The 12,871-nt window shown below is 65.7% G+C and carries 12 protein-coding genes and 1 pseudogene; 5 read left to right on the top strand and 8 right to left on the bottom strand.

The genetic code is table 11. The features are described from left to right. From CCS01_RS35670 to pal, 3 genes and pseudogenes are all read left to right on the top strand, one after another. A pseudogene (locus tag CCS01_RS35670) lies at positions 1-561 on the top strand (hypothetical protein); the annotation flags it as partial. Between the two features lie 86 nt (positions 562-647). Then, entirely contained in the window at positions 648-2,030 is a 1,383-nt protein-coding gene (tolB, locus tag CCS01_RS05025; protein ID WP_104517736.1) for a Tol-Pal system beta propeller repeat protein TolB, read from the top strand. 209 nt (positions 2,031-2,239) lie between these two features. Further along, positions 2,240-2,710, top strand: coding sequence for a peptidoglycan-associated lipoprotein Pal (gene pal, locus CCS01_RS05020; RefSeq protein ID WP_104517735.1), 471 nt, complete (start codon positions 2,240-2,242; stop codon positions 2,708-2,710). Between the two features lie 181 nt (positions 2,711-2,891). Here the strand turns inward: pal and CCS01_RS05015 are convergent, their stop codons facing one another. The 4 genes from CCS01_RS05015 to CCS01_RS05000 form a co-directional block, all read right to left on the bottom strand. Then, positions 2,892-3,746: an LLM class F420-dependent oxidoreductase gene (locus tag CCS01_RS05015; protein WP_104517734.1), complete on the bottom strand. Its 855-nt coding sequence runs from the start codon at positions 3,744-3,746 to the stop codon at positions 2,892-2,894. A gap of 17 nt (positions 3,747-3,763) precedes the next feature. Then, complete coding sequence (locus CCS01_RS05010) at positions 3,764-4,783, bottom strand: NADP-dependent oxidoreductase (RefSeq protein WP_104517733.1); 1,020 nt, start codon at positions 4,781-4,783, stop codon at positions 3,764-3,766. Continuing rightward, complete coding sequence (locus tag CCS01_RS05005) at positions 4,783-5,853, bottom strand: alcohol dehydrogenase (RefSeq protein WP_104517732.1); 1,071 nt, start codon at positions 5,851-5,853, stop codon at positions 4,783-4,785. Before CCS01_RS05005 ends, CCS01_RS05010 begins: the two co-directional genes overlap by 1 nt. A gap of 85 nt (positions 5,854-5,938) precedes the next feature. Continuing rightward, the gene (locus tag CCS01_RS05000; RefSeq protein WP_104517731.1) at positions 5,939-7,546 is read right to left on the bottom strand and encodes a hypothetical protein; all 1,608 of its coding nucleotides are present in this window, start codon (positions 7,544-7,546) and stop codon (positions 5,939-5,941) included. 94 nt (positions 7,547-7,640) lie between these two features. On the opposite strand from CCS01_RS05000, the gene CCS01_RS04995 reads away from it, so the two are divergent. Then, positions 7,641-7,931 (top strand): NHL repeat-containing protein, encoded by a 291-nt coding sequence (locus tag CCS01_RS04995; RefSeq protein WP_104517730.1) that lies wholly within the window; start codon positions 7,641-7,643, stop codon positions 7,929-7,931. On the opposite strand, the gene CCS01_RS04990 is transcribed toward CCS01_RS04995, so the two are convergent. Continuing rightward, entirely contained in the window at positions 7,918-8,982 is a 1,065-nt protein-coding gene (locus CCS01_RS04990; protein ID WP_104517729.1) for a threonine aldolase family protein, read from the bottom strand. The genes CCS01_RS04995 and CCS01_RS04990 overlap by 14 nt on opposite strands. A gap of 117 nt (positions 8,983-9,099) precedes the next feature. After that, positions 9,100-10,149, bottom strand: a complete 1,050-nt coding sequence (locus CCS01_RS04985) for an Ldh family oxidoreductase (RefSeq protein ID WP_104517728.1) — start codon at positions 10,147-10,149, stop codon at positions 9,100-9,102. Between the two features lie 103 nt (positions 10,150-10,252). On the opposite strand from CCS01_RS04985, the gene CCS01_RS04980 reads away from it, so the two are divergent. Beyond that, entirely contained in the window at positions 10,253-11,305 is a 1,053-nt protein-coding gene (locus CCS01_RS04980; protein ID WP_104517727.1) for a WD40/YVTN/BNR-like repeat-containing protein, read from the top strand. Here CCS01_RS04980 and CCS01_RS04975 read toward each other — a convergent pair. Together CCS01_RS04975 and CCS01_RS04970 are read right to left on the bottom strand one after the other, a co-directional pair. Then, a complete protein-coding gene (locus tag CCS01_RS04975; protein ID WP_104517726.1) occupies positions 11,302-11,667 on the bottom strand; it encodes a hypothetical protein in 366 nt (121 codons plus the stop codon). The two genes, CCS01_RS04980 and CCS01_RS04975, sit on opposite strands and share 4 nt — an antisense overlap. Positions 11,668-11,673: 6 nt before the next feature. After that, a complete protein-coding gene (locus CCS01_RS04970; RefSeq protein WP_104517725.1) occupies positions 11,674-12,870 on the bottom strand; it encodes a CaiB/BaiF CoA transferase family protein in 1,197 nt (398 codons plus the stop codon). Position 12,871: the final 1 nt, after the last annotated feature.

Genomic DNA, 12,871 nt, shown 5'->3' with positions numbered 1-12,871 from the left:
TCGCCGACCCCGCAGGCGAAGCCGGAACCGCCGCTGCCGCTGCCGCCGCCACCGGCGCCCGCTCCGCCGTCGCCGCCCAGCAGGACGTCGCAGCCGAACCCGACCAAGAACCCGGCGCCGGACAGCACCGCGCTGGACAACACGCTGGAGAAGCTGCGCCAGCAACTGGCCCAGTCTGCGCCGCCGCGGGCTCGGGCGAACCCGCGCGCCGGCGGCCGGCCCAACAGCGGCGGCAGCCCGAACGGCGACATGACCGCGTCGCTCAGCGCCTCGGAGCGTGGCGCCATCGGTGACCATGTGCGGGAATGCTGGACCAAGGACGCCGGCGCGCTGGATATCGACAAGCAGCACGTGCTGCTGACCGTGACGGTCGACGCCACCGGCATGGCCCGCATGGCCGAGGTCGCCGGCGCGGATATCGGGCGGATGGGCGACCCCCGTTTCCGCGCCTTCGCCGAACGGGCGCGGCGCGCGGTGCTGGACTCGCGCTGCGCCAACCTGCCCCTGCCGGGCAAGGACATGGGCAAGGTCGGCAAGCTGACGTTCCGGTTCAGCCCATGAGCACGATGCACCAGCGCATTTGACATCCCCGGCACGGCGCGGTGACAGCCGATGCGCGAGGACAGATTGAGGTGGAAGGCAACGATATGAACCCTATTTCGACTCCCTCCTTTAGCCGCCGTGGCCTGATCGCCGGCGCCGCCGGCCTGCTGGCTGCCGCTCCCATTCCGGTCCTGGCGCAACAGGCCGGCGGGTCGGACGCCCCGTCGGCGGTGATCGACGTCAACCGCGCCCGCACCGCGCCGATACCGATCGCGGTGCCTGATCTGGGCGGGGCCGATGGCGCGTCGGAGCAGATGGGCCGCGACATCGCCGGGGTGATCAGCAACGACCTGGCCCGCAGCGGGCTGTTCCGCATGATCGACCACGCCGCGTTCATCCAGTCCGGCGCGTCCGGCGGCACGCCGAACCTGCAGAACTGGCGGCCGACCGGGGCGCAGGCGCTGGTGACCGGCAGCGTGCAGATGCTGGGCGGCGGCCAGTTGCGGGTGGAGTTCCGGCTGTGGGACATCCTGCCCGGGACGCAGATCCAGGGCACCGCCTATACCACCACGGTGGGCAACTGGCGGCGCATCGCCCACATCATGGCCGACGTGATCTATGAGCGGCTGCTGGGCGAGAAGGGCTATTTCGACACCCGTATCGTCTATGTCTCCGCCACCGGGCCACGCGACCGCCGCACCAAGCGGCTGGCGATCATGGACCAGGACAGCGAGAACAACCGGATGCTGACCGACGGGCGGTGGCTGGTGCTGACGCCGCGGTTCCACCCGACCCGCGACCTGATCGCGTTCATGAGCTATGCCAACAACCGGCCGCGGGTGTACCTGTTCGACCTGCAGACGGGGCGGCAGACGCAGCTTGGCGAATTCCCTGGCATGACCTTCGCGCCACGCTTTGCGCCGGACGGCAACAGCCTGCTGATGGCGGTGTCGAACGGCGAGGGGTCGGACATCGTCTCGGTGGACCTGCACAGCCGCGCGTCGCGGCGGCTGACCAATTCGGGCTCGATTGACGTCAGCCCGTGCTACAGCCCGGATGGCTCGCAGATCGTGTTCGCCTCGGACCGCGGCGGCGACCAGCAGATCTATGTCATGGGCGCGGGCGGCGGCGGGGCACGGCGGATCAGCTATGGCAACGGCCGCTATGGCACGCCGGTCTGGTCACCGCGCGGTGACCTGATTGCGTTCACCCGCTACGCCGGCGACACCGCCAACTTCGCCATCGGCGTGATGCACCCGGACGGCTCGGGGGAGCGCATCCTGTCCGAGGGCTGGATGGTCGAGGGGCCGACCTTCGCGCCGAACGGGCGGGTGCTGATGTTCTGGCGCGAGACGCGGGGAAGCGGCTCGCGCGGCGCCGGTTTCTCCTCGCGGCTGGTGTCGGTGGACATCACCGGATTCAATGAACGGGTGGCGCCGACGCCAACGGATGCCTCGGACCCGGCGTGGTCGCCGTTGGGGGGCTAGGTTGATTGCAACAAAACTGCATTAATTACTATTAAGATTGTGTGATAGCAAGGCAACAGGTAGGTTATGTATCACGAACCGGCGAGCAGGAACTTGACCCTGCCGCGCCGGCGGGATTAATCGCTCACGAGGACGGAACGGTTTACCGGTTCCTCTGCGCGATTTTGTTTGCGCACACGGATTGCACCCCATTCAGGGACGAAGAACTGATGAACGTTAAGACCCTTGGCGCTTTCGCGGCGGTCGCCCTGATGGCGGCCTGCAGCAGCAAGCCTCCTGCCGCCCCCGAAGCGACGCCGACGGCATCCGCTGCCGGCATTGTTCCGGGCAGCCAGGAAGACCTGGTCGCGAATGTCGGCGACCGCGTGTTCTACGATTTCAACCGCTCCACGCTGCGCCCCGATGCCAAGGCGACGCTGGACAAGCAGGCCGCCTGGCTGGCCAAGTACGGCAACGTGAACGTCCAGATTGCCGGCAACTGCGATGAGCGCGGCACCGAGGAGTACAACCTGGCGCTGGGTGACCGTCGCGCGCACGCGGCGGCCAACTACCTGCGGGCGAAGGGCGTGGCCGGGGCGCGCATGACGACGATCAGCTACGGCAAGGACCGCCCAACGGCGCAGGGCTCGGATGAGCAGGCCTGGGCGCAGAACCGCAACGCGATCACGTCGGTTCGGTAACGCGGGACATCGCCGGCCCGCGGGCCGGGTTTCGCCTGGTGTAAACGACGGCCCTGGTGGAGCGATCCGCCAGGGGCGTTGGCGTTTCAGACCAACCGGCGCTGAACCCGGCCGTCGTGCGCCGGCGGGATGCGACATTTCTTGGAAGTGTCATATATCTGTCATTCTGGCCGGAGCGCAGCTATCCGTTCACCCGCCGCATGATGCCCGCCCACTGGTCCAGTATCGGCAGGATGACGTCCCGTTGTTCCGACGGCAGGCTGGGATAGACCATTTCCACGCCCAGCGCCTTGTACCGTTCGATCAGCGTCACATCCGGCGGTTGGCCACCGATCATGATGCGCAGGCTGGCGGGATCGCGTCCCGCCTCGGCCGCCATCCGGCGGAACTGCGGGATGGCCTCGGTCAGCGGCGCCTTGCTGGCGCTTGTCACCTGCGGCATCCAGCCGTTACCGTAACGGATTGCCCGGCGAGCCGAGTAAGGGAACGCGCCGCCGATCAGTATCGGCGGATGCGGCTTTTGTAACGGCTTCGGCCGGGCCGCCATGGGGCCGAAATCGACGAATTCCCCGTGATATTCGGCGGTGTCCCGGGTCCAGATCGCCTTCATCGCCTCCACGCGTTCCCGCGCCAGCTTGTGGCGCGTGGTGAAGACAGTGCCGTGATTCTCCGTTTCGTCCTGGTTCCAGCCGTTGCCGATTCCAAACAGGAACCGGCCGCCGGAGATTTGGTCGATCGAAGCCACCAGCTTCGCTGTCTGGATCGGATCGCGCTGCGCGACCAGGCAAACGCCGGTGCCGATATTCAGGGTCTTCGTTGCGGCGGCAACCGCTGTCAGGGTGACGAACGGGTCCATCACGTCATAGTAACGCTTTGGCAGTTCGCCACCCAGGATGAACGGCGTCTTGCGGCTGAGCGGTATGTGGGAGTGTTCCGGCCCCCACAGCGTATCGAATCCGCGTTCCTCCATCGCCCGCCCCAGGTCCGCGGGCTGGATCGAATAGTCGGTGAAGAACATCGACGCGCCGAACTTCATGCCAGCACTCCGCGTGGTTACGACGGCTCGGGAGAAACCTTCACCAGCAACTTGCCGAAATTCCGCCCGGTCAGAATTCCCGCCAGCGCGTCGGGCGCGTTTTCCAGCCCCTCGATGACGTCCTCGCGGTAGACAAGGTTGCCCTCGGCGACCAGCGGCTCCGCCATTGTCCGCCATTCGGTCAGCCGCTCGGGCCGGTCGGACACGATGAAGCCCTGGATCAGGACGCGCTTGCCGACGACAAACCCCAGGTTGGGCCCGGGCGGCGGGGTCTTTTCGTTATACTGAGAAACCATGCCGCACATCGCGACGCGGGCGAACGGGTTCAACTGCTCGAACACAGCGGCCTGCACCGCGCCGCCGACGTTCTCGAAATAGGCATCGATCCCATTCGGGCAGGCGGCATGCAGTTCTCCCCGCAGATCGATCGAGCGATGATCGACGCAGTCGTCGAAGCCCAGGCTGTCCTGCACCCAGAAGCACTTGTCCGGTCCGCCCGCGATGCCGATCACGCGCGCCCCCGCCCGCTTGGCAAGCTGCCCCGCCACTGAACCGACGGCGCCCGAGGCCGCCGACACGACGAACGTTTCGCCAGGCTTCGGCTTGCAGATTTCCGTGACGCCGGCATACGCTGTCGCGCCCGGCATCCCAAGGATCCCAAGATACGCGGACAGCGGCGCGGCGCCCTTCCTGATCTTCACCAGTTGCTTGCCCGGCGTGACCGAATGGGTCTGCCAGCCGCGCGCGCCGACGACCAGGTCGCCCGGCTGGAATGCCGGATCGCCCGATTCGACGACCTCGCCGACGGTTTCCCCGGTCATGACGTCACCGATCTGGACGGCGGTGGCATAGGTCTGCTCCTCGCGCAGCCGCCCGCGCATATACGGATCGATCGACAGCCAGATCGTGCGAGTAACGACATCCCCGGCCTCCGGATGGGGAACCGGATCCTCGCGGATGTCGAAATCCCCCCGCGAAGGCTCCCCGCCCGGACGGCGCTTCAGCACGACCGAGCGGCGAAAACCGGCGGCGGCCATTATGCCGCCTCGGCCTTTAACACGAGGCGCCCGGTGACCTTGCCGTCCTTCAGGCGCATCAGTGCCTCGTAGGCCTGGCTTTGCGGAACGGTCGCCACCGGCAGCGCCGACAGTTGGCCATCCTGGGCCAGCTTCACCAGTTCCCGCAGGTCCTTCGGGTTCCCGACATAGCTTCCCTGCACAGTCAACGCCCGGATCGCCATGATCGGCAGCGGCAGCATCAGCTCGCCACCGAAAAGACCGACCTGGATCAGCTTGCCGCCTTTGGCGAGCGCGCCGAAGGCGAAACGAGCCGTTGCGGTGCCGTTCACCAGGTCGATCACCGCCGGCACCGGGCCGCCCGCGGCCTCCATGATGCGCTTGGTCACCGCGGCGCCGTCGCCGCTGCCGTCCACCGCCTTGTGCGCCCCGGCCTTCAAGGCCGCATCGCGCTTTTCCGCGCTGACATCGACGGAAATGATGTTCTCGTGCTTCATCGCCTTGAGTATGGCGACGGCGTTCAGGCCCAGGCCGCCCGCGCCCACCAGCACGATCGGCTGGTCGGGCTTCAGCGGCATCGCCTTCTTGATGGCGGAATAAACCGTTATTCCCGAACAGGCATAGGTTGCCGCCACCGCCGGATCGAGATTCCCCAGATCGACCAGGTGCCGCGGGTGCGGCGCAACCACATGCGTGCCGTAGCCGCCGTTCTGGTAAACGCCCAGGCTGCGCGCCGCGACGCTGCACATGTTGTCTTCTTCCGCCAGGCACTTTTCACACTTGCCGCAGCCCAGCCATGGGAACACGATGCGAACGTCGCCAACTTTCACGCCGGTTGCCTCGGGCCCGAGCTTGACGACGCGGCCGATGATTTCATGCCCCATCGCCAGCGGCAGGGTCACGCCGCGATCCTTCAGCGACATCTTCTGGCCGCCGCCGATATCGTAATAGCCTTCCCAGATGTGCAGGTCGGAATGGCAGACGCCGCAGTGCGTGACCTCTAGCAATACTTCCGTGCCTTTCGGCTCCGGCGTCGGCAGTTCGATTTCCTTCAATGGCTGCCCGTTCTCGACCACGGCCCATGCGCGCATATCCAGTCTCCTGCTTTCTGGCGTTTGCACATGGATACCGCTTGCCGTGCGCCGGTCAAGTGGCCGGCCGGGCACGGCGGCACGGTCAATGCAGTTCCGAGAGGCCCATGGCATGGCCGAACCGGCGGCCCGCTTCCATCGGGTCGCCGTATTTGCGATGCATCGCGGTGTGGTAGGATGCAGCCAGCAGCAGCCTGTCACGATCCGGCTGCCGATTCGTACCGAAATCCATCAGCATGCACTGGGCAATTTCCTGGTTGTGCGGATCGTTGCCCAGCTTGCAGGCCGCCAGCGCGATACGCTGCACCAGCGGCGCGCGGTCTGATACGTTGTCGCAATATGCCTGTGTCCAGCCCACGGCTTCCTCGCCATTCAGGGTACAGATCGCGGCATCCACGCGGTCGAGAAGTTGTGCGGCATCAAGAGCCCGCGCGCCGGACGGCACCTGAGTTGGCGCAGAGTGCACCTCGCCCAGGCCCTGTTGGTGGTAGGCGACGCGGTTGGCGAACATTGCAGCCACGTAAAGCAACCGCAACCGGCGCGGATGGTCGAAGGTGTCGTAGAACCAGGCCAGCGTGTTCTGATACTCGTAGCAATGGTGCGGCATGTTGAACGCGGCCTGATCCCGGGTTTCCAGGATGATCTGCGCCACGATCAGCTGGATCACGTCCAGGATGCGGCGCGGGTCTTTGCCGGATTTCAGCAATTTCGTCAGTGTCTCAAGCGTTTCGATCTCGCCCTGGCGCATGATGGCGGTCGTGAGCTCGACGGCTTCCTGCTGGTTCACCGGTTCCCTGTTGCGCAGTACGGCAAGTTCGGCCTCGCTGACGCCGCCGTACGGGACGGCGTGCAGCGCCTCTCCTTCGATCATCATCTTGATGTAGTTACAGGCGACCTCGTAAGTCGAATACCAGCGTGGCCCAACGGCGATGTCCAGCGCACCGGCGTAGATCACGTTGTGGGCGTTGTCCCAGCCAAGGGCATTGCCAAGCTCTACGGTCGAGCGGGCGCGATAGGCTTTGTGCCCGGTGGTATAGGAACGATTGTGCAACAGGCGATCCTGGACGTCGATCAGGCCGGCGAAACACATTTCGGCGAGGACATCCCGGCGTTCTGTCGGATCCTGCATCAGGCCCAGGAACAGGCGGTAGGCGTCGATGACGTTGCCGCGGTGCACCTGGGTCATCCAGTTGTTCAGTCGTTCCTTCAGCGGACCGGCCTGCGGCAGTGGCTCCTGATCCGGCCAGCACGCGACCGGGGCCGGCGGCGACTGCACCGTGGTGCTGTCGCCGCGCAGGCGGGTGTAATGGCCAGGCGCCTTGTTGATCTTCTGGTTCCAGATGTCCAGGCCGGTCGGGATGTACCAGATGGTCTGCGCCATCGGCAGCATCGCGAGATGCGGCGGCAGCATGCGTTTCAGGTTGATGGTCGCGCGGGCGCTGAGCAGGCAGTGGTCATTGTTGACAAAGTTCGGATACCCGTCGTCCATCCGTTCGTGATACGGAACATGCGTATATGGCGCATGGATCCGAACACCTTCGGCGACGATCTCGTTCAGCGGTCGGTTGGCGCGAACGAGTTCATAATAGACATCGCTTGCGCCTTTCTGGTCGCGCATCAGGACGCGGTCCTCCAGCTTGTCATAGAGACCTCGCACTACGCTGCTGCGCTCCTGGGCGGTGTTCACATCCATCCTGGCTTCCTCCGACTGTCGTCGATTTCAGCGATCCTACGCTTGACATCGCGGGGACGACAACCTTGCTGGCCGGAACGATCAGGGAATCAGCATGAACAAGCCGCAATCCGCATCTGATTGGACGATGAATGTCGTCGCCGGCACCGGCGCAGCAGGCGGTATTCGACGCGCGAAGGAGATAGCCGTTGATCCGGCCGGCAATATTCTTGTCGTGGGCACGGAGAACAATGTCACCCGGCGGATCGACGCGCGCATCTGGATCGTCACGACGGTCGCCTGCAGTCCCGTCCGGCCGCACGGGCTGGCAGTAGCGCCTGACGGTCCCATCCTCGTCGGCGACAGCGAGCGCCACCAGATCAGGCGCTTCGTCAGGCCGCGATGACGCTTCGCATGATCGCCACGGCTTCCTCGATCTGCGCGGCCGTGACGTCCAGGTGCGTGCAGGCGCGGCCTCGATAAGACCCCGAAACGGAAATCGTGACCCCGAGCGGACGCAGTCGGGCCGCCAGTTCCGCCGCCGTCAGGCCGGCGCCTTTGGTATCAAAAAAGACCATATTGGTTTCCGGCATCTCCACCACGATCCCCGGGATTTGCGCCATGCCGTGGGCCAGGCCGGCGGCGTTAGCGTGATCCTCCGCCAGGCGCGCGACGTTGTGTTGCAGCGCGTAGATACAGGCGGCGGCGTTCATGCCGCCCTGGCGCATCGATCCGCCCAGCCGTTGCTTCCAGCGCCAGGCCTCGCCGATGAAATCCCCTGGCCCGGCCAGCACCGCTCCCAACGGCGCGCCCAGGCCCTTGGTGAAATCCAGCCAGACCGTATCGCAATCCGCCACCACATCCGCCGCGGCGACACCCAGCGCCACCGCCGCGTTCAGCACCCGGGCGCCGTCCATGTGGACCTTCATGCCGTGCTGATGCGCAACATCGGCCACAGCCTTCAGGTCGCCGATCGGCCAGCAGGCGCCGCCGCCCTTGTTCGCCGTCTGTTCGACTTCGACAAGTCGTTGCGCCGGCGCGTAACGAGACACCGGACGGATCGCGTCGCGCAGAGTGTCCGCCGAGAAAATCCCCCTGGCACCAGGCAATCCACGGATCATCACGCCGCTGATGGCTCCTGGGCCGCCGGCCTCGCTGGACTGGATATGCGCATCCTCATGCGCCAGGATTTCGTCCCCCGGACGGCAGTGCGTTGCCAAAGCGACCTGATTGCACATGGTCCCGGATGGCATGAACATCGCCGCTTCCTTGCCCAGCAGCGCCGCTGTCCGGTCGCACAGTTCCCACACCGTCGGATCGGAACCTCCCTGCTCGTCACCCACTTCGGCTGCCATCATCGCCTCTTTCATGGCGGGCGAAGGGCGGGTCTGCGTGTCGGAATAGAGGTTGATGCGGACGGGCACGGAGAAATCGGCACGCTTGGGTTCGTAGCTCATGGACGCGGCACTCCATCGGCAGCCACGTTGTCGTACCAGATGGGGCATGGTCTGCAAAGCGGCCCGTCCGCGCGCATCTTTCGATCGTCAAGCCGATTACCGAATACCAAGCGCCCTTCACACCCCCAGCTTGTCGGCAAGACCATAGCCCTGCGCCAGAACCCGGATCTTGTTCCAGGTCGCGTCCTCGATCGGCACCCCGTTCTTCCGCCGCTCCTGCTCCTTCCGGAATTCAATTTCCCCCGGGTAATAGACCTCGGCAAAACCTTGCGCCGGCGGCGTCGCCTTCAGATACTGCGCGAACTCGGTTACTTCCTGCCTGAACGTCTCCAGCGACCGGAACGCGGCAACATTGAACACGGCGATGAAGCAGCCGTCGTTGTGGCGCCCAGTCGGCTCGACGCCGAAACCGAGCCCTGTCAGAAGGCCTGACAGGATCTCGACGATCGCGGCCAGGCCGGTGCCTTTGTAGCCCTCGGTGCCGCCCAGCGGCAGCAGCGCGCCACCGGCTTTCAGCACGCGTGGGTCGTTGGACGGTTTCCCCTCCGCATCGATCAGCCAACCGCTCGGCACCTGGTCGCCGCGGGCAGTGGCCACGTTGATCTTGCCGGCGGCGGCGGCGGATGTCGCCATGTCGAACACCAGCGGCCCGTCCAGGTTGGACGGCACGGCGAAACAGATTGGATTCGTTCCAAGTCGCGCCTTCGCCCCGCCGAATGGCGCCACATGCTTGGGGCTGCGGCCGGAATCCGCCGTGATCATTGCGATCATGCCCTCCCCGGCCGCGATCAGCGGATAGCTGGCCAAGCGGCCGATATGGCTCTGGCGGAACACCGTTGCGGCGGCAACATTCTGCGTCTTCGCCTTTTCGATCGTATGGCGCATCGCCCGGTCCGTGACCGCATAGCCAAAACCCCAGTTACCATCAACAACCGTGGTCGTCGGCGTTTCCTGCGTAATGACCCATGGCGCCTTGGGAACGATGTGGCCGGCCTTGATGCGGTCGATGTAGGTCGGGATCAGGATGATGCCGTGGGAATCGTGCCCCACCAGGTTCGCGCCAATGTTGTAGCGGGCAACCACCGCCGCTTCCTCCTCCGACGCGCCTGCCGCGATCAGCAGGGCCTTGGCGATCTCGATCAGTCTGTCCGCCGAGACGGTTGGCATGAACGTTCTCCCGATTTCCCTGCCCCAAAGGCTAGCCCAGTTGGCGGCGTCGGCAAAACCGGCGTAGCGTCCGCGGCGGAGACGAACCAAAGGGGGCAGGCAAATGGCGGGCAAATCCAATGTCTATGCCGCGGTCGCAGGCTTTGTTGGCCGGGCGGACCAGAAGGGCGCGGTCGGGGTGTTCAGCCGGCAGGCCGACATCGGGCAATGGGCGCACGTGCTGCCGGAGCACGAGGCCTATGCCGTTCACGTTCATCCAGCAGATCCGAGCGTTGTGTTCGCCGGCACGGCCGATGGCGTCTATCGCAGCACCGACCGCGGCAGGACGTTCCGGCGCACCAACTTCCCCGACAAGGGCATCCAGATCTGGTCTTTCCTGGTCGATGCGCACGACCGTAATCTGATCTACGCCGGCGGCTCGCCAATCAGCGTCTATCGCAGCGAGAATGGCGGAGAAACATGGCGCTCGCTGCCGAATCCGGAGATGCCGGACCGGGCGGTGATGCCGTTCGACTGCCGGGTGATGCGGATGGCGCAGCACCCCACGCAACCTGCAACGATCTACGCCGCGCTGGAAGTCAACGGCGTGATGCGCACGACCGACGGCGGCGAAAGCTGGACGGACTGCAGCGCGGACCTGATCCGCCTGGCGCAGTTGCCGCACCTGAAAAGCAAGATCGTCAGCGATACGTTCAACGAGGGCATGCTGGACGGCCACGCCATCGCCATCAGCCCGGCCGACCCGGACAAGGTAATCGTTGCGGTTCGAATGGGATTGTTCGAAACCGCCGATGCCGGAAGAACCTGGAAGGACATGGAAATCGGCCGCTTCTCGCCCACCACCTATGGCCGCGACATCAAGGTATCGCCGCAGGACGGCAACATCCTCTATACCGCGTTGAGCGTGGCGGCGGCCAGCAAGGATGGCGGGGTGTATCGCAGCACCGACAAGGGCGCGACATGGAAGCGCTTCGATAAGGTGCAGGTTCACGGCACCATCATGTCGGTGGCACTGCATCCGGCCGATCCGAACCAGGTTTTCCTCGGCGCGCGCTACGATGGCGAGATTTTCGGCACCGAGGACGGCGGCGCAACGTGGGAGGCGCTGCCCCTGCCGTCCGGGGTGAAGGACATCTATTCGGTCGCGGTGGGCTAGCTCAACGAGCTCCAGGCGACGAACAGCACATAGGCTGTGATGGCGATCCCGGAATGGATCGCCATCAGCACCACCGGCGTGTTGCGCCGGCGCGACCACATCACCAGCCCGAATGCCAGTGCCGCACTGAACATGATCGCCGCGGTTGGGCCAAATGCCCCGGCGCCGGCACTGACTCCACGCGGCGGTCCTTGCAGCACCACCAGAAGCACCGCCAGCCCGGCGGCGCCGAGGCAGCCATGGACCACGCCTACCGCCATCGGCGGCCGTCCTGCATCGTCGGTCGCGCGCAGGTGCCACAAGGCCAGGCCGGTCCCCAGCACCACCGCGATCGTCAGCAGGGTTACGGCAAGCGACAGCACGGCCGGCTACACGACCGCGCGGAGGCTGCGCAGGCGCCGGATGTCGTCACGGCTGTAACCAGCCTGGGCCAGCACGGCTTCGCTATCCTGGCCGACGGACGGCGCACGCGTTGCCGGGACTTTTTCGACGCCGTCGATATGGAACGGAGTCATCACGGTCAACCCCTGCCCATCGGCGAACGGCGCCAGCGCGCCGGAATGGCGCATCTGCGGGTCGTCGAGCGCCTCGTTCACAGTGCCGACGATGCCGAAGGTCACGCCGACGGAATCCAGGATCGTTCGCCATTCGGCAAGATCCCGCCGCGAGAAAACTTCGTCCAGGATCAATACAAGTTCCTTCGCGTGCCGCTTGCGCGCGTCCGGCGTGGCGAAGCGGGGATCGTCCGTCAGGTCTTCCCGGCCGATCGCCGACAGCAGCGCGGGCAACTGCCGCTGTTCGTTGAACAGTGCCATGATGAACCAGCGGCCGTCGCGTGAGCGGTAATGGTTGGCCAGCGCGTTCGGCGCGTCCTCGCGGCGCGGGCGAAGCGGCACGTGCTCGCCGAACAGCCGCACCTGCACCGCGCAGCCGTTGGCCCACAGGCCGTTCTGCAGCAGCGATGACCTCACCACCCCGCCCTGCCCGGTCTTTTCCCGCCGGTACAGCGCCGAGACGATCGCCGCGTACAGCCCGGTGGCGCTGGGATGATCGCCCATGCCGGGCATTGAGCGGACCGGCGTGGTTTCGACATCCGCGCGCACCATGTCCATCAATCCGGTGCGCGCCCAGTATGCCGTGGAATCGAATCCGGTCTTGGCCGCCTCGTCGCCTTCCTCGCCATAGGCGGTGAAAGATGCGTAAATCAGCCGCGGATTCAGCGGCATCAGGTGCGACGGCGCCATCAAAAGCCGATCGCGGACGGGAAGAGGAAAGTTGGTGATGAAAATGTCAGCCGAGGCGGCAAGGCGATGCAGCACCGCCTGGCCGTCGGGGTGCTTCAGGTCCAGCGCCAGGCTGCGCTTGTTGCGGGATGTCAACTGCCAGTAATAGTCGACCGTCTTCCCCGGAATCGGCTGCGAGGCGCGCCACGGATCGCCCTCGCCCGGGGGTTCGATCTTGATCACGTCGGCGCCGAAATCCGACAGCATCGTCGCTGCCGCCGGCCCGGCGATCCAGCTTGCACAGTCAATGACTTTCAGCCCTGTGAACAGGCTTTCCGCCATG

It is taken from the genome of Rhodopila globiformis, assembly GCF_002937115.1.
Classification (GTDB): domain Bacteria; phylum Pseudomonadota; class Alphaproteobacteria; order Acetobacterales; family Acetobacteraceae; genus Rhodopila; species Rhodopila globiformis.
This window is presented reverse-complemented; position numbering and strand designations above follow the sequence as displayed.

Coding starts and splice junctions, on each gene's coding strand:
- CCS01_RS04990 (WP_104517729.1), bottom strand. CDS start 8,982: ATGAGCTACGAACCCAAGCGTGCCGATTTCTCCGTGCCCGTCCGCATC.
- CCS01_RS04970 (WP_104517725.1), bottom strand. CDS start 12,870: ATGGCGGAAAGCCTGTTCACAGGGCTGAAAGTCATTGACTGTGCAAGC.
- CCS01_RS05000 (WP_104517731.1), bottom strand. CDS start 7,546: ATGGATGTGAACACCGCCCAGGAGCGCAGCAGCGTAGTGCGAGGTCTC.
- CCS01_RS05005 (WP_104517732.1), bottom strand. CDS start 5,853: ATGCGCGCATGGGCCGTGGTCGAGAACGGGCAGCCATTGAAGGAAATC.
- CCS01_RS04980 (WP_104517727.1), top strand. CDS start 10,253: ATGGCGGGCAAATCCAATGTCTATGCCGCGGTCGCAGGCTTTGTTGGC.
- pal (WP_104517735.1), top strand. CDS start 2,240: ATGAACGTTAAGACCCTTGGCGCTTTCGCGGCGGTCGCCCTGATGGCG.
- CCS01_RS04995 (WP_104517730.1), top strand. CDS start 7,641: ATGAACAAGCCGCAATCCGCATCTGATTGGACGATGAATGTCGTCGCC.
- CCS01_RS05010 (WP_104517733.1), bottom strand. CDS start 4,783: ATGGCCGCCGCCGGTTTTCGCCGCTCGGTCGTGCTGAAGCGCCGTCCG.
- CCS01_RS04985 (WP_104517728.1), bottom strand. CDS start 10,149: ATGCCAACCGTCTCGGCGGACAGACTGATCGAGATCGCCAAGGCCCTG.
- CCS01_RS05015 (WP_104517734.1), bottom strand. CDS start 3,746: ATGAAGTTCGGCGCGTCGATGTTCTTCACCGACTATTCGATCCAGCCC.
- tolB (WP_104517736.1), top strand. CDS start 648: ATGAACCCTATTTCGACTCCCTCCTTTAGCCGCCGTGGCCTGATCGCC.